Source organism: Neobacillus niacini, assembly GCF_030817695.1.
GTDB lineage: Bacteria > Bacillota > Bacilli > Bacillales > Cytobacillaceae > Neobacillus > Neobacillus niacini_F.
In genome coordinates, this window is record NZ_JAUSZQ010000002.1 from 1,223,572 (window position 1) to 1,239,292 (window position 15,721).

The following is a 15,721-nucleotide window of genomic DNA, read 5'->3' on the forward strand; positions in this document are numbered from 1 at the left end:
CGAATGAATATTATTGAAACGAAACTTTCAGGTGTGAAAATTTTAGAACCTAAGGTATTTGGTGACCATCGTGGTTACTTTATGGAAAGCTATAATAAGAATATTTTTGAAGAACTGGGCTTACATTTTGATTTTATCCAAGACAATCAATCCCTTTCGGCTCCAGTAGGTACGTTGCGCGGGTTACATTTTCAATTGAACCCTAAGGCGCAGACGAAGGTTGTCCGTTGTGTTACCGGAGCAATTTATGATGTTGCAGTAGATATTAGAAACGGTTCCCCTACATATGGACAATGGGTGGGTGTGATATTAAGCGAGTATAATAAGCGCCAGCTTTTAGTTCCAAAGGGTTTTGCTCACGGTTTTTGCACGTTAGTACCTGACACTACTGTTGCTTATAAAGTTGATGAATATTATTCCCCAGAGCATGATGGCGGTATTCTCTGGAATGATCCAGAATTAGGTATCGATTGGCCTACAACAAATCCAATTCTTTCTGATAAAGATACAAAGCACCCAACATTGAGTGCTGCATCCCATCTAAATTTTGTGTTCGAGAAATAGGAGGCTTAGATATGAAGTTATTAGTTACAGGCGGAGCGGGTTTTATTGGCAGCAACTTTGTCCGTTATATGGTAAATAAATACCCTGAATATCAAATTGTTAACCTTGACTTGTTAACATATGCAGGAAATCTTGAAAATCTTAAGGATATTGAGAATGCATCTAACTATAAATTCGTTCGAGGAGATATTTCAGACCGTGAATTTATTAATGGTCTTTTTCAAGAGGAAAATTTTAATTATGTATTGAACTTTGCAGCTGAATCCCATGTTGACCGCAGTATCACGGATCCAGGAATCTTCGTACAAACAAATATTCAAGGAACTTTGGCGTTACTTGATGCGGCAAAGACTTTTGGAGTTACAAAATACCTTCAAGTATCAACAGATGAAGTCTATGGTACATTAGGTGAGACAGGTTATTTCACGGAAGAAACTCCTTTAGCAGCAAACAGTCCATATAGTGCTAGTAAGGCTGGTGCAGACCTTCTAGTCCGTGCCTACCATGAGACATTTGGTCTGCCTGTTAATATTACACGCTGTTCAAATAACTATGGACCTTTCCATTTCCCTGAAAAGCTTATTCCATTGATGATTATCAATGCCTTACATGATAAGGAACTTCCTATTTATGGAGATGGATTGAACATTCGTGATTGGCTTCATGTTGAAGACCATTGCCAGGCGATTGATCTTGTGCTTCACAAAGGTCGTAATGGAGAAGTGTACAATGTCGGCGGCAACAATGAACGTACTAACATTGAGATTGTAAAAACGATTCTAAAGCATTTGAATAAGCCAGAGTCCTTAATGAAGTTTGTTACGGACCGTCCTGGTCATGACCGTCGTTATGCGATTGACGCAACGAAGCTTCGTACTGAACTCGGCTGGTCTCCAAAATATAATTTTGATACTGGTATCGAACAAACGATTAACTGGTATTTAAATAACCGTGAGTGGTGGGAAAACATTATCTCTGGGGAATACCAAGATTATGTGAAATCCCAGTATGGCGACAGATTAGAGGTAGAATAATGAAGGTTGTTGTAACAGGTGCAGGAGGTCAATTAGGGCAGGATGTTCTTTTGGAGTTAGAAAGAAAGAATCATCAAGCATTCGGAGCAGACCGACAGCAATTAGATATTACCAAAGAAGAGGACGTTCTTGCTTTTATTAGTGAAGTAAAACCAGATGTGATTCTGCACTGTGCCGCCTACACGAATGTGGACGCTGCAGAAGAGAACGAAGAAGCTGCCTATCAAGTCAATGCTGCAGGTACAGAATATTTAGCAAAAGCGGCCAAGCAGATTGGCGCAAAAATGCTTTATGTAAGCACAGATTATGTTTTTGATGGTAGTGCTTCTGAACCATATGAGGTTGATGAGCCAACAAAACCTCTTGGTGCTTATGGCAGGACAAAATTAGCTGGTGAACAGCTGTTGCAAAAGCAACTGGATGAATTTTTTATTGTACGTACAGCTTGGGTGTTTGGTATTCATGGAAATAACTTTGTTAAAACCATGATTCGTCTAGGTAAAGAACGTGGAGAAGTTGGTGTCGTTCATGACCAGGTTGGTTCACCAACCTATACTGTCGATCTAGCCCGGTTCATGGTTGAGTTAATGGAGACAGATAAATATGGCATTTATCATGCCACGAACAGTGGAATTTGTTCATGGTATGAATTTGCGGTGGAAATATTCAAGCAGGCAAATATGAAAGTAACCGTTAATCCATTAACAACTGACCAATTTCCACGCCCAGCTGCACGTCCGAAATACTCAGTCTTAAGCAAGAAGAGGATTGAAAAGCAGGGACTTAAACCTCTTCGCGATTGGAAAGAGGCACTTGCTGCCTATTTAGCCGAATCAAACGTTTAATGGACTGAGAATTGTTATTCCCCTTTCATAAAGAAAGGGGTTTTTTATCAAAAAGAATTTTGTTAAAGATAGAACGTAAATGTAACCTCCTATAATGGTTAACGTCTATAACAGTGGAAGGTTGATTACAATAAATGTTGTAATTTGTCATACTTGTGAACTTTTTTCTGAGTGATGGTTCCGCTTTCATTCCTATTACATAAGTGTTATCGCAGTTTCGCCTATATTTCAATCCTATTAAAAGTGAAATAATTGTCGGATATCCTAGTTTATTTCTATAATCGACTATGCTATAATCCAAAAGGATATGTTAAAAATAAACAAACTACTAATGTAATAAAAATATAGATACGTAAACCTTGGAGGGGCATATGCTTTATATTACTCTAGCTATCTGTTTTTTTGCGTCAATATTACTTACTCCGTTAGTTAAGAAACTAGCATTTAAGATTGGAGCAACAGATAAACCAAATCAAAGGAAAGTCCATTCACGTATCATGCCTCGTCTAGGAGGATTAGCAATCTTTTTAAGCTTTTTAATTGGGATTCTCATTTTTAATCCTTCTAATGAATTATTAGGAGAATACCATCTGTCCATCGTTATTGGAAGCTTTATCATCATTTTGACAGGAATGTTAGATGATGTTAAGGAGATATCACCAAAGGTTAAACTACTTGGGCAAATTGCAGCGGCAGCTGTGGTAGTTATTTATGGTGGTTTGCAAGTGGAATTTATTAACCTACCATTTGGCGGCATTATTGACTTTGGCTATTTAAGTATACCGTTAACGATGATTTGGATTGTAGGGATTACCAATGCCATAAATCTTATTGATGGTTTAGATGGTTTAGCAGGCGGAGTTTCCTCGATTGCATTAATCTCAATTGCCGGAATGGCGTTGGTTACAGGTAGTCCTTACGTAACAATTATGGCGTTAATTGTAGCTGCGAGTACAATAGGTTTTCTGTTCTTTAATTTTCATCCCGCAAAGATTTTTATGGGGGATACAGGAGCTTTATTCTTAGGTTATATCATTTCTGTATTATCATTATTGGGATACAAAAATATAACATTTGTTTCTTTGATTATTCCTATTATTATTCTGGGTGTTCCGATTTCTGATACATTCTTTGCGATTATTCGCCGACTTGTAAATAAGCAGCCTTTATCAGCACCAGACAAATCGCATCTTCATCACTGCCTGTTAAAATCAGGATTTACCCATAGTCAAACCGTCTTGTTAATTTACCTTATGGCTGCCCTTTTTGGCCTAGCAGCTTTCATTTTCTCACAAGCAACAGTTTGGGGATCTATAATCGTCATTTTAGCGTTGCTAATTACTATAGAGTTAGTTGTTGAGAGTATAGGACTTATTCGTGAGGATTATAAACCTCTCTTGAATTTTCTTAAAGGATTCAAGACAGTTAATGTAAAAAATAGATAGCTCTATCTTTGACAGAGTCTAAAACCTACGTTTTAGGCTTTTTGTTTATTTGAAAAATTCTTTTTTTAAGTTTCCTGTGTTTTACAATTCTAAAGTGTTTTCGAAATTACTTTTATGGACAAGATACTATCGAGGGAGGTTCGCTATGCTGTTTATAACCTTGATAGTATGTTTTACCATCTCAATTTTAATTACTCCAATGGTAAAAAAGTTAGCTTTTCTCATTGGAGCGACGGACAAACCAAATCGCCGAAAAGTTCATCAATCAACAATGCCTCGATTAGGTGGGTTAGCGATTTTTTTTAGTTTTATTATTGGTATGGTAATTTTACAACCTGAAAACCCAGCTTCAAATGCGATTCTATTCGGCTGCGTCATAATTGTTATTACAGGGATTTGTGATGATTTATTTGAGCTTCCTGCTAAGTACAAACTAATTGGACAGTTAGCCGCTGCCTTTACAGTTGTTTTCTTAGGCGATCTTCAAGTGTTTTTTATTAATTTACCTTTTGGAGGACAGCTTGAATTTGGTTATCTAAGCATTCCCTTTACGATTCTTTGGATCGTTGGGATTACGAATGCTATTAATTTAATTGACGGCCTAGACGGACTTGCAGCTGGTGTATCCTCGATTGCCCTGGTCGCTATTTCCGGCATGGCACTTATGCAAGGCAGCTTATATGTAGCAATTGTCGGGGTAATTGTATTAATGAGTACACTTGGATTTTTATTCTACAACTTCCATCCGGCCAGTATCTTTATGGGAGACACTGGAGCACTATTTCTAGGGTTTGTTATTTCTGTTCTTTCATTGCTTGGTTATAAAAACGTAACATTTATTTCCTTCATCATCCCGGTAATTATCCTCGGAGTCCCAATCTCTGATACTTTTTTTGCCATTATGCGAAGGATCATTAATAACCAACCTTTATCTGCTCCTGACAAATCACACCTGCACCACTGCCTGTTAAGGCTTGGTTACACGCACAGGCAAACGGTGCTACTGATTTATGCAATGGCTGCATTCTTTGGTGTAGTGGCTGTTATTTATTCTCAGGCGAGAATTGGCGTCTCCATCTTCTTAATCTGCTTGCTTATTTTATTAATGGAGTTTATTGCTGAAAAAATTGGTTTGATGGGGAACAATTTTCATCCATTACTAAAGGTTTTGCGTATGTTTGGAATTACGACGGCAAAGGATCGATCCTAAAAAAGTGACTGACTCAAAATGGCACATGCTGTGGCATTTGAGTCAGTCACTTTTTTCTAAATGCGCTCCAGGCACTTCGCTTTCCGCAGGCGTTGCGGTGAGCCTCCTCGGCGCTAGCGCCTGTGGGGTCTCACCTGCTCCGTACTCCTGCAGGAGTCTTCGTGCCTTCCGCGCAAATCAACAGGTGCAAATATCAATATTTAGCTTAAACAAAGCCTTTTCTAGAGTAACACTTCCAAGTAATCTGTATCCCCTTTTTTGAGGTCGGCCTGTCCGTTTGTAAGCTCAGTTAGCCAATCTACAAACACACTCACTTGGTCCTCGTTCACATATACTTCTACTTCAACAATATCCAGATAATGAATTTCCTTGATGATATATTCTGACTCCCTGAGTTCTTTTTCAACTTTCCCAAGCCATGTATAATCAATCTTCAAATGAATAACCTGAACAAGTCTTCTTTCAACAATTCCTGCTGTTTCTAAACCTTCTGAAGTCGCTTTCCCATACGCACGAATCAGTCCGCCTGCCCCTAATTTAATTCCTCCAAAGTAGCGGGTAATGACGACCACTGTATCTTTCAGTTTCTTTTTTTTCAACACTTCAAGAATCGGTACACCAGCAGTCCCACTAGGTTCACCGTCATCATTCGCTTTTTGAATCTGGTCATTTTCACCTATCAAATAGGCAGAACAATTATGATTGGCGTCCCAATGTTTTTTCTTCAAAGTTTGGATAAATTCTTGAGCTTCCCCTTCATTTTCTGCTCTCTTAATATGGGCAATAAAACGCGACTTTTGTATGATAATTTCATGTTCAGAAACTTCTTTTCCCACTGTATAATACCGAGATAACATAGTTTCTCCCTCCCAATTTTTGTTGCAAATATATAAAAAAAACATGGGTGTAATATAACTTTAATATAGAAATAATTTTCCCGTGTTATAATAAATAATGTTCAGATAGTGAAAATCCATTTTCTTAAAATAGTAGTTTTGCTACTAAACATTATACTACTTAGGCACTATACAGTTGGGAAATTTTTTGATTTAATTCTTAGAGATAGTAAAATCTTACAATCCGCGATAAACTAGATAAAAGGTCTCTGGAGGAGAGCATGGCCAAAATTCAGAAGATTAATGTAAAATCGATTGATGAAATCCGTGAAGAGATGATTGAAACTGTCACGAGCAGTAAAAGTGATATATTTCAAATAAGTGAACAATGCCGAAAAGACTATGAAGATATGACAACTGAATTACGCACCATCAAGGAAATGATGGTGAAATTGAATGCTGAAGAGGAACGCTTGGAAGAACTGGTACTTAAGGCGAGATTAACCTTATCAGAGCTTAGTATGAATTTTAAAGCATACACCGAAGCTGAGGTTAGAGAAGCTTATGAGAAAGCACATCAGCTGCAAATGGACCTGTCGATTAATTGGCAGTATAAAAAACAGCTATTGGATAAACGAGCGGACCTCGAACGCAGACTGCTGGGGTTGGATGAAACGATTGATCGTGCCGATCAGCTTATTTCGCAGATTTCGGTGGTTATGAATTATCTCATGAGTGACTTGAAACTTATGGGTGAAGAGTTACAGAATGCAAAAGCCAAGCAGGACTTTGGGTTAAAAATTATCGAAGCTCAAGAAGAAGAGAGAAAACGATTATCCAGAGATATTCATGATGGTCCGGCGCAAATGCTTGCTAATGTGATTATGAGGTCTGATTTAGTGGATCGGGTTTATCGGGAGCAAGGACCAGAGGAGGCTTTTAAAGAGATTGGAAGCTTCAAAAAAATGGTTCGTGCTGCACTCTATGAGGTCCGCAGAATTATCTATGACCTTCGCCCGATGGCGCTTGATGATTTAGGCCTAGTTCCTACCCTCAGAAAGTATTTACAAACCATCGAAGAATATCATAATAAGTCTAAAATAGAATTTATTCCCGTTGGCATAGAACGCAGGCTGCCTCCTAAGTATGAAGTTGGGTTATTCCGATTGATTCAAGAATCGGTGCAAAATGCATTAAAGCATGCCAATGCTTGTGAAATAAAAGTCAGATTAGAAATGACCAAAAAAGAATTAACCGTTCTCATTAAGGACAATGGCTCAGGATTTGATACCAATCAAAAAAAGCCCGAGTCATTTGGAATCATTGGAATGAGAGAACGTGTAGAGCTACTTGAAGGAAATATAACGTTTGAATCTAAAATAGGAAAAGGAACAGCCGTTTTTATTGTCGTTCCATTACCGTCTTAAATTAAAAGATATGTTAGCCATTGGAGCAGGAGGGGAAATAAATGATGACGAAGATTGCAATTATCGATGACCATCAGCTATTCAGAGAAGGGGTTAAACGAATTCTAGAATTCGAAAAAGCATTCCAAGTTGTTGCCGAAGGTGATGACGGAAGTGATGCTGTAACGATCGTAAATGCCTATAATCCGGATGTAGTGATTATGGATATAAATATGCCGAACGTGAATGGGATCGAAGCTACTCGTGAGCTGTCTGAGAAATTCCCAGACACGAAAATTATCATCTTATCCATCCATGATGACGAGAACTATGTGACTCATGCACTGCAAACCGGGGCAAGAGGTTACTTACTGAAGGAAATGGACGCCGATGCTTTAATTGAGGCAGTTAAAGTTGTGGCCGAAGGCGGCTGTTATTTACATCCAAAGGTAACTCATAATTTAGTAAACGAATATCGCAAGCTGACAGCAGGACGTACTGGTGGCGGCGCCTTTGTTCAAACTCTTGAATTACGCCGTCCGCTTCACCTGTTAACACGCCGCGAATGCGAAGTACTGCAAATGCTGGCTGATGGTAAGAGTAACCGTGGAATCGGAGAAGCTTTATTTATCAGTGAAAAAACGGTAAAAAACCATGTAAGTAATATTTTACAAAAAATGAACGTCAACGATCGTACGCAAGCTGTTGTAGTAGCCATTAAAAACGGCTGGGTTGAAGTTCGATAAGTTTTATAGGAAGGGCACGCTCTAGAAATGGGCGTGCTCTCTGTTTTTTTCATTGTTTTTTAGATAGAATAGAACAAAACATATATTTAAGGATGGTTCCAATATGAAAACCGCAATTGTTACGGATAGTACCGCATACATACCGAAAGAAATACGAGATAAATGGAAGATTGAAATGATCCCGTTAAATGTGATCTTTGGTAATGAGGCTTACCAGGAAGAAGTAGATATTACAGCAGAAGAATTTTACCAACAGGTGAAAGAGAAAGACCTTCCAACTACCTCACAGCCTCCAATTGGCCAGTTTGTCGAGCTGTTTGAGCGATTGTCTAAAGACTATGATGCTGTCATCAGTATCCACCTCTCCAGCGGGATCAGCGGGACTTTTGCCGGAGCTGTAACGGCTAGCACCATGGTTGAAAATATTAAAGTCTATCCGTTTGATTCTGAAATAAGCTGTATGCCGCAGGGATTATATGCAATCGAAGCTGCAAAAATGGCTTTAAAAGGGGAAGAGGCTGATAAAATTATGTCTCGTCTTGAGGAATTAAAAAAAACGGCACGTGCCTATTTTATGGCGGACGACTTGTCCCATTTACAGCGTGGTGGACGTCTTTCGAGCGCACAGGCGATTATCGGCAGCCTGCTTCAAGTCAAGCCCGTTCTTCACTTTAAGGACAAGGTCATCGTTCCATTTGAAAAAATCCGTACCCGGAAAAAAGCGATGAAACGAATCGTTGGTCTTTTAGGAGAAGACGCAGCAAGCGGCGAGCCCTACCAAGCCGCGGTTATCCATGCTAACCGCGAAGAAGAAGCACACGAATGGAAATCAGAGCTCGAAACCTTGTATCCAAACGTCGAATTCACCATGAGCTACTTTGGTCCTGTCATTGGAACTCACTTAGGAGAAGGCGCCATGGGTCTAGGCTGGATGAAAAAATAACGTGTGTGAAAGCCAGGCAGAAAGTCTGGCTTTTCAACTTTGTTAAGTGTGCCATTTTAAAATAATATTATTCGACATAAAGCAGGTATTTTGACAACTCTTGTTGAACTTACTTAAAAGCAATTAATAACAAAAGGAAGGGTGCTGTTTTTGTGCGTTTTCTTGTAAAAGACAATTGTTTAGTTCCCCTTAGAGATAGTGAGGACTCACTTCCCATCTCACAAATCCCAACCATCCTTCAACCATTATTAAATCCTACTTTTCCCTACAACCCTAATCTCCAGCTCCTTCTTACAGGCAAACAGCTATTGCTGGATGACCTGACATTCCCTCTCGAAGAAATCCAAGAACATTATGAAAATGGCTATATTACCTATCGTAAAGGGATTGAATTTAGAAGAAATAAACCAATTTGTTCACGTTGTGGTAACATGGCAGAGAATCTGTTTGCACGTTTTCCATGTGCCAGGTGTGGAGAAATATGCCTTTATTGCCGTAAATGCCTGATGATGGGAAGAATCAGTGCATGCACCCCTTTACTTGGTTGGAACGGACCAGCACCAGAGCACCATTTGCCTGAAAATATACTCCGATGGAAAGGCCAGTTATCGCTTGGTCAGCAAAACGCATCGAATAGAGTAGTAGAGACAGTGAAGAACATGACCGATCTGCTCGTATGGGCGGTTTGCGGTGCGGGAAAAACCGAGGTTCTTTTTGCTGGAATTGAATCTGCCCTAGCAGCCCAAAAGAGAGTTTGTATTGCTACACCCCGGACAGATGTTGTCCTAGAGCTTACACCCCGGCTGAAATCTGCCTTTCCTGGAATTAGTGTTGCTTCACTATATGGCGGAAGTGAGGACCGCCACCTTTATGCCCCGCTTACAATTGCCACAACACATCAGCTGCTACGGTTTTACCACGCCTTTGATACGATTATTTTGGATGAGGTCGATGCGTTTCCATATACCGCGGAGGAATCTCTTCAGTATGCTGCCGTTCAGGCAAGAAAGCCAGAATCATCCATGATTTACCTAACTGCGACACCAAATGAAAAATGGCAAAGAGAGTGCAGAACAGGAAAAAGGTCCTTCACCACCATCCCAGCCAGATTCCACCGTCATCCCCTTCCCATTCCTCATTTCACATGGTGCGGCAATTGGCAAAAGCAATTGAAAAAAGAGAAGCTGCCAGCCAATATTCTTACCTGGATAAAAAAACGGCTCGAAAATAATAAGCAAGCTTTATTGTTTTTCCCACATATTCGCTTAATGGAAAAAGCCCTCCCCGTCCTCCGAAAGTTAGCTCCCGAGATAGAGGCAGTCCACGCCGAGGACCCAGATCGTAAAGAAAAGGTTCAAAAAATGCGAAAAAAAGTTATCCCTTTATTACTAACTACAACCATTTTAGAACGGGGTGTAACATTTCCCAACATCGATGTTGCTGTTGTTGGTGCAGAAGATGACATATTTACGGAAAGCGCACTTGTTCAAATTGCCGGTAGGGCAGGCAGGAGTAAGGATTTCCCTAATGGAGTAGTAACATTTTTTCATTTTGGTAAAACGGAGGCAATGCTGAAGGCACGAAAACAAATTACTGTAATGAATCATGAAGGAGTGAGAAAGGGGCTAATCGACGAATGATATTATTCTCTCAAGCTCAATGTCTAGTATGCCATGAAATCATCCAGCCTAAAATGGGGTGGAAAGCTATTTTTTCAGAAGAAAAAGAGATGAATCTATGTCCAGCTTGTGAGGGGAAATTTGACTTAATTGAAGGAGAACAATGCAGGGTATGCAACCGCCCTTTTCAATTCTTAGAAGAAAGGTTTCGTCATGGTAATATGTGTCATGACTGCAAACGGTGGGAGGAGGATAAGGATTGGAAGGGCTATCTTGATTCCAATTACTCTATATACCTGTATAATGACTTTTTTAAGGAAGTGATGGCTACCTTTAAATATCGAGGTGATTATGTATTGGCTAAAATTTTTACTCAAAAAATTAAGGACCTCCTTAGAAAAATCCAGCCGGACTTACTTGTACCAATCCCATTGAGTCAGGAGCGTCTTTATGAGCGGGGATTTAATCAAGCAGAAGCGCTGTTGATTGAGTCTGGCTTAACCCCAACAATGCCTCTAAATCGAGTCCATTCAGAAAAACAATCGAAGAAATCACGATCAGAGCGAATTCATATTCCACAGGTTTTTCAAGTCGACCACCAAATTGAAATAAAAGGAAAAAGTATTCTGATAATCGATGACATCTATACGACAGGTTCAACTTTACGGCATGCGGCAAAGCTGTTAAAAGAATCGGGAGCGGAAAGGGTTCAGTCCCTAACGCTCGCCCGATGACCGATATTAATACTTCATCCTTAAGGCTTTTTGGGCATTTTCAATATCATTTCCAAGTAAGCGGCCTAAATCATACGACGGATATAGCCCATTTCTGTACATATAATTAAAAATCCGTTCATGCCCTTTAATTCCGGCGTTTAACTGCTTTGTTAACACATTCCTTAGTGCCGGTGTTGCTGTTTCCGTAATGGCAACAGACAAATTCCGTACTAACGCTTTGGAAAGACTTAGAAGGTCACCGGCATAAAAACCAACATCCTCCCTAAAATCATCGTCGTCATCTCTGCCTTGATAACCTGGGGCAGAAGGATAAAATTTTAATAGCTCATTAAGGTTATGTTCAAGTTCGTGAATGGATTTTCTATAGATTTCCTTTAGCTCTTGATCGGGAACCTTTCTATACGATAACTTTAACTTCATTAAGCCTACAGATTGAAATGCGACCAGTTCATGAAGTTCTAATGTTTCATGCCAAGCGAGTGTTCTTCTATCTTGTTGTTCCATGTATAACTCCTCCAGTCATTTTTCATCTCAGTACTTTATTCATAAGAGATAAAAGTGGTAAATTGTCCCTGATAATAATAGACTAAAGATGTAGGACATTAAAATGTTAACTGAGGTGTCTTAATTTTAGTTGTTACTATTTTCCCTGTGTTTTTGTCAAAATTTCGACAAAACTTCTGTTGTGTTTTGGCAGGATAATCAAAGGGTAAAATAGAAATGTAATACATAGGAATATAAAGGAGGAATCCACAAATGAATTATAACGTTCGTGGTGAAAACATTGAGGTAACTCCAGCAATTAGAGATTACGTTGAAAAGAAAATTTCTAAATTGGAAAGGTATTTCACAGAAGCGCCTGAAGCAAAGGTAAATGTGAATCTAAGATTCAATCAAGATAAAAGTTCAAAAGTAGAGGTTACTATCCCGCTTCCAAATCTGGTTCTTCGAGCAGAAGAAACAAATGTTGATATGTATGCTGGAATTGATTTAATCTCAGATAAGTTAGAGCGTCAAATCCGCAAGCATAAAACAAAAGTTAATCGTAAATTCCGAGAAAAAGGCGATTTCCCGGTTACGTTTGCAACTTCTGAAAATACTGAAGCTGTAGATCATGATGAAGACGACTTAGAACTTGTTCGTACCAAGCGCTTTGATCTGAAGCCAATGGACAGTGAAGAAGCGATTCTTCAAATGAATCTATTAGGACACAGCTTCTATGTATTCAACAATTCTGAGACTAACCGTACAAACGTAGTTTATAAGCGTAAAGATGGCCGTTACGGCTTAATTGAAACACATTAATAAGACACACAACGCAGTTCCGAGTCATTGGAGCTGCATTTTTATGATGTTCTATTATTCTAATATTTTTTTATAATTAGAAAATGATGATAATCAAAATATGAAAAAATCATAATAGTTTTTCCTCCTAGTTCTTTAGGAGGTTTTTTAATGCTAAAAACACTATTCATATAATGGTAATATTGTTAATTAATTGAAATATAGTATAATAGTTGTAAATTGTAATACAAGGAGGTAGGTACAAAGTAGGAAAGGTGTATTTAAAGGTAGCAACTGTTTATTTTACGATTGGGGTTTTGGCCGGGCTGACGATGGGAATTATCCATGATTTCCGTTTTACATCTGTTCACGCGCATGTTAATTTACTTGGCTGGGTAACCATGGCATTATTTGGACTTATTTATCACTTTTATCCCAATGCTGCAAATTCAAAGCTTGCTAAAACTCAGTTCTGGTTACACAATATTGGGGTTCCGGTCATGCTCGGAGGGATTGCACTCCAAGTATTGGGAGTTTCTGCAGCTCTTCCAGCAGCCATCATTGGCTCATTTGCAGTGGTAATTGGTGTTATTTTATTTACTGTTAATGTTTTTAAATATGTGAGGAAAGATTCAAACTACAATTCTGATAAAAACGTATCGCTATAAACCATTTTTGCACACATGATCCCCTTCATGTGTGCTTTTTTATTACAATCATATATTCAAATAAAAAGTCTCAAAAATTAAATAATAAAGTATATTCCATACTAATCTGTCAAAAATGGTACTATTTAATTGTGACTAATATGATACATAGAGGAAGAGAGGGCGAGTGCTGATGACTGAAAACATAGGTCGGAACGAACCTTGTCCATGTGGGAGTGGAAAGAAATATAAAAAGTGCTGTGGGGCAAAGGAAGCTGTGTCGATTACACATGTTATTGAAAATGAGATCGATGATTTGCAAAAGAAACTGATTCACTATGCACTTAATCATTATGAAGATGAAGTTTTTAGTGGTTTTGAGGAATATCAAGATTACTTTGATATTGAGGAGGAGGAACTCCAGTTTTACGAATTTGTATATACAATCTGGTTTTCGCTGTTTCATGTATTGGAAGATGGGGATACGATTCTAGAAGACTTTATTTCTTCAGAGGTAAGGAAACTAAAAAGACCGAAATTGAAGCAGATCCTGCAATCTTGGACAGAAGCAAGGACGATTGCGGGCGAAATTAATCATGTTGGAAATAATGCACTAATCGTGGTTGATGGATTCACCTCTGAAAAATATGAGGTGGTTTTAACAAACAACAAAAGACCATTTGAAGAAGGGTCATTTTTTATTGGGTTTATTCTTCCATTTGACCAAAAACATGTCTTTTTCCCTGCGCCGTTTGATTTGCCGGAATTACCTCTTGAGCAAGCAATTGATTTTATTGAGCAAAAAAGTCGAGATGCCGGTTATGACTCTCCTCAGGAGTTTCTCACTGACTTTTTCATGGAGTTAATGAGAGATCTCACGATGATCGGTGGCCTAGTAGATATTGAAGGTATGGAGTGGGCGGCGCCTGTTTATAAGGAAGTAGCAGAGTTACTTAAGAAAAACTTGGAGTCACTTGGTGAAGCCTCGCCGATTGTTGATTTAGGTATCATTCTTTGGTATCAATTTTGTGAGAAAAAGCAAAAGAAGATAAAAAAGCCAAACTTATATGCCGCTTCACTACATTATTTACTTACAACATTCAATAATATGGTTTCCGGGCTTACTCAAAAGGAAATTGCCAAGTTGTATAATGTACCGGTGGGCTCCCTTTCTTCCACCTATAGAGAAATGGATGACGAATTAGAGGAAGAGATAAATAAAGTTATTGACATTGCCTATGAAGAAGATGAATTAGATAGCCCATTTACTGCGTACCCATTTAATTCGTTGCAGGGACCAATGCCGACAGAGCAGGTCATGCAGGAAGCATTGGCAGACATTCAAAAACAAAATTTTGAAACAGTTGAAGAAATAAATGACTATTTAAAGAAGAAATTAAATAGCCCAACTCCAAAAAAAGTATCAAAAACGAATAAAGAGCGTGCACAGCAACTGGTATATGATGCAATGGAAGTTCAAGGTCCTAAACGCTATAAACTTGCTGAGGAAGCGATCAAGCTAGATCCGAACTGTGTGGATGCTTATGTGATTCTCATTGAAAATTCAACAAGCCTGCAAGAAGCGTTAATGCTATCCGAAAAAGCAATGAAAATCGGCGAGAAGGAACTTGGAAAAGCATTCTTCGTAGAAAATAAAGGTCATTTTTGGGGACTGTTTGAAACGAGGCCCTATATGCGTGCGAAAGCACAATATGCAGGTGCATTATACCAGCTAGGGAAAATTACTGAGGCTATACAGCAATATGAAGAAATCCTTGTATTAAATCCAAATGATAACCTTGGAGCTCGATATAGTTTATTTGCACTTTATTTGGACAAGGGAGAGTTGTCTAAAGCAGAGAAACTTCTGAATCAATATGAAGAGGAATCCGCCCATGGACTTTACAACAAGCTTTTGCTTGAAGTATTAAAAAATGGTTTCACTACAAAAGCAGCCAAAATGCTGAAAGAGGCAAAAAAGCAAAATCCATATGTAATTCCACTCCTAACAGGAAAAAAACGTCTGCCTAAACATATACCAGAATATCACGGCTGGGGCGATGAAAACGAAGCAGTCATCTATGTAGAGGAACATCTGCATTTATGGAAGAAGGTAGAGGGATTGCAGGAATGGCTTAAGAAGTTTTAAAAAATCGAGAGGGACGACCTCTCGATTTTTTTATCTTATAGTGACCGAAAACTGCAAAGGAAAGAGAGTTGGGTACCTTTAGAAGGTTTATAGTGCCAGAAACCAGAAGCAGGTAAGATTTGGGTAACAAAGTCTTTGATTACCACTGAGTAGCATATTCGCCGTTGAAGGGAATCAAAACTCATCTTTGATTACCGCAAAGTAGCATATTTGCTATTATAGGGAGCCAAAGTCCACCTCAAATTACTAGATCCTA

Annotated in this window: 15 protein-coding genes; 13 read left to right on the forward strand and 2 right to left on the reverse strand. The window is 38.8% G+C overall.

What is annotated here, in order from left to right:
* The first annotated feature begins 3 nt into the window (after positions 1 to 3).
* The 5 genes from rfbC to QFZ28_RS06290 all read left to right on the forward strand — a co-directional run bounded on the left by rfbC (position 4) and on the right by QFZ28_RS06290 (position 5,098).
* Complete coding sequence (rfbC, locus tag QFZ28_RS06270) at positions 4 to 564, forward strand: dTDP-4-dehydrorhamnose 3,5-epimerase (protein ID WP_307193853.1); 561 nt, start codon at positions 4 to 6, stop codon at positions 562 to 564.
* An 11-nt stretch (positions 565 to 575) separates the two neighbouring features.
* A complete protein-coding gene (gene rfbB, locus QFZ28_RS06275; RefSeq protein ID WP_307193854.1) occupies positions 576 to 1,598 on the forward strand; it encodes a dTDP-glucose 4,6-dehydratase in 1,023 nt (340 codons plus the stop codon).
* Positions 1,598 to 2,443: a dTDP-4-dehydrorhamnose reductase gene (rfbD, locus tag QFZ28_RS06280; protein ID WP_307193855.1), complete on the forward strand. Its 846-nt coding sequence runs from the start codon at positions 1,598 to 1,600 to the stop codon at positions 2,441 to 2,443. Before rfbB ends, rfbD begins: the two co-directional genes overlap by 1 nt.
* Before the next feature lie 371 nt (positions 2,444 to 2,814).
* Positions 2,815 to 3,888, forward strand: coding sequence for a glycosyltransferase family 4 protein (locus QFZ28_RS06285; RefSeq protein ID WP_307193856.1), 1,074 nt, complete (start codon positions 2,815 to 2,817; stop codon positions 3,886 to 3,888).
* A gap of 145 nt (positions 3,889 to 4,033) precedes the next feature.
* Positions 4,034 to 5,098 carry a glycosyltransferase family 4 protein gene (locus QFZ28_RS06290; protein ID WP_307193857.1) on the forward strand — a complete coding sequence of 355 codons (1,065 nt, stop codon included), beginning with the start codon at positions 4,034 to 4,036 and terminating at the stop codon, positions 5,096 to 5,098.
* 221 nt (positions 5,099 to 5,319) lie between these two features.
* On the opposite strand, the gene QFZ28_RS06295 is transcribed toward QFZ28_RS06290, so the two are convergent.
* Entirely contained in the window at positions 5,320 to 5,955 is a 636-nt protein-coding gene (locus QFZ28_RS06295; protein ID WP_307193858.1) for a YigZ family protein, read from the reverse strand.
* Between the two features lie 260 nt (positions 5,956 to 6,215).
* On the opposite strand from QFZ28_RS06295, the gene QFZ28_RS06300 reads away from it, so the two are divergent.
* From QFZ28_RS06300 to QFZ28_RS06320, 5 genes are all read left to right on the forward strand, one after another.
* Positions 6,216 to 7,361, forward strand: a complete 1,146-nt coding sequence (locus QFZ28_RS06300; RefSeq protein WP_307193859.1) for a sensor histidine kinase — start codon at positions 6,216 to 6,218, stop codon at positions 7,359 to 7,361.
* Positions 7,362 to 7,405: 44 nt separating this feature from the next.
* A complete protein-coding gene (locus tag QFZ28_RS06305; RefSeq protein WP_307196963.1) occupies positions 7,406 to 8,086 on the forward strand; it encodes a response regulator in 681 nt (226 codons plus the stop codon).
* A gap of 103 nt (positions 8,087 to 8,189) precedes the next feature.
* The gene (locus QFZ28_RS06310; protein ID WP_307193860.1) at positions 8,190 to 9,029 is read left to right on the forward strand and encodes a DegV family protein; all 840 of its coding nucleotides are present in this window, start codon (positions 8,190 to 8,192) and stop codon (positions 9,027 to 9,029) included.
* 152 nt (positions 9,030 to 9,181) lie between these two features.
* On the forward strand, positions 9,182 to 10,669 hold the full coding sequence (locus tag QFZ28_RS06315; RefSeq protein WP_307193861.1) for a DEAD/DEAH box helicase: 1,488 nt from the start codon (positions 9,182 to 9,184) through the stop codon (positions 10,667 to 10,669).
* Positions 10,666 to 11,382, forward strand: a complete 717-nt coding sequence (locus QFZ28_RS06320; protein WP_307193862.1) for a ComF family protein — start codon at positions 10,666 to 10,668, stop codon at positions 11,380 to 11,382. Before QFZ28_RS06315 ends, QFZ28_RS06320 begins: the two co-directional genes overlap by 4 nt.
* Positions 11,383 to 11,388: 6 nt before the next feature.
* Here QFZ28_RS06320 and QFZ28_RS06325 read toward each other — a convergent pair whose 3' ends face one another.
* Positions 11,389 to 11,889, reverse strand: a complete 501-nt coding sequence (locus QFZ28_RS06325; protein WP_307193863.1) for a spore coat protein — start codon at positions 11,887 to 11,889, stop codon at positions 11,389 to 11,391.
* 252 nt (positions 11,890 to 12,141) lie between these two features.
* Between QFZ28_RS06325 and hpf the strand changes: the two genes are divergently transcribed.
* From hpf to QFZ28_RS06340, 3 genes are all read left to right on the forward strand, one after another.
* On the forward strand, positions 12,142 to 12,690 hold the full coding sequence (hpf, locus tag QFZ28_RS06330; RefSeq protein ID WP_307193864.1) for a ribosome hibernation-promoting factor, HPF/YfiA family: 549 nt from the start codon (positions 12,142 to 12,144) through the stop codon (positions 12,688 to 12,690).
* Positions 12,691 to 12,944: 254 nt separating this feature from the next.
* Positions 12,945 to 13,337, forward strand: coding sequence for a cytochrome-c oxidase (locus QFZ28_RS06335; protein ID WP_307193865.1), 393 nt, complete (start codon positions 12,945 to 12,947; stop codon positions 13,335 to 13,337).
* Positions 13,338 to 13,509: 172 nt separating this feature from the next.
* Positions 13,510 to 15,465, forward strand: a complete 1,956-nt coding sequence (locus QFZ28_RS06340; protein ID WP_307193866.1) for an SEC-C metal-binding domain-containing protein — start codon at positions 13,510 to 13,512, stop codon at positions 15,463 to 15,465.
* Positions 15,466 to 15,721 lie beyond the last annotated feature (256 nt).

What these genes read in the sequence shown, in the direction of transcription:
- hpf (WP_307193864.1), top strand. Translation starts at nt 12,142, where the DNA reads ATGAATTATAACGTTCGTGGTGAAAACATTGAGGTAACTCCAGCAATT.
- QFZ28_RS06295 (WP_307193858.1), bottom strand. Translation starts at nt 5,955, where the DNA reads ATGTTATCTCGGTATTATACAGTGGGAAAAGAAGTTTCTGAACATGAA.
- QFZ28_RS06320 (WP_307193862.1), top strand. Translation starts at nt 10,666, where the DNA reads ATGATATTATTCTCTCAAGCTCAATGTCTAGTATGCCATGAAATCATC.
- QFZ28_RS06340 (WP_307193866.1), top strand. Translation starts at nt 13,510, where the DNA reads ATGACTGAAAACATAGGTCGGAACGAACCTTGTCCATGTGGGAGTGGA.
- QFZ28_RS06290 (WP_307193857.1), top strand. Translation starts at nt 4,034, where the DNA reads ATGCTGTTTATAACCTTGATAGTATGTTTTACCATCTCAATTTTAATT.
- QFZ28_RS06325 (WP_307193863.1), bottom strand. Translation starts at nt 11,889, where the DNA reads ATGGAACAACAAGATAGAAGAACACTCGCTTGGCATGAAACATTAGAA.
- QFZ28_RS06300 (WP_307193859.1), top strand. Translation starts at nt 6,216, where the DNA reads ATGGCCAAAATTCAGAAGATTAATGTAAAATCGATTGATGAAATCCGT.
- rfbB (WP_307193854.1), top strand. Translation starts at nt 576, where the DNA reads ATGAAGTTATTAGTTACAGGCGGAGCGGGTTTTATTGGCAGCAACTTT.
- QFZ28_RS06305 (WP_307196963.1), top strand. Translation starts at nt 7,406, where the DNA reads ATGACGAAGATTGCAATTATCGATGACCATCAGCTATTCAGAGAAGGG.
- QFZ28_RS06310 (WP_307193860.1), top strand. Translation starts at nt 8,190, where the DNA reads ATGAAAACCGCAATTGTTACGGATAGTACCGCATACATACCGAAAGAA.
- rfbD (WP_307193855.1), top strand. Translation starts at nt 1,598, where the DNA reads ATGAAGGTTGTTGTAACAGGTGCAGGAGGTCAATTAGGGCAGGATGTT.
- QFZ28_RS06285 (WP_307193856.1), top strand. Translation starts at nt 2,815, where the DNA reads ATGCTTTATATTACTCTAGCTATCTGTTTTTTTGCGTCAATATTACTT.
- rfbC (WP_307193853.1), top strand. Translation starts at nt 4, where the DNA reads ATGAATATTATTGAAACGAAACTTTCAGGTGTGAAAATTTTAGAACCT.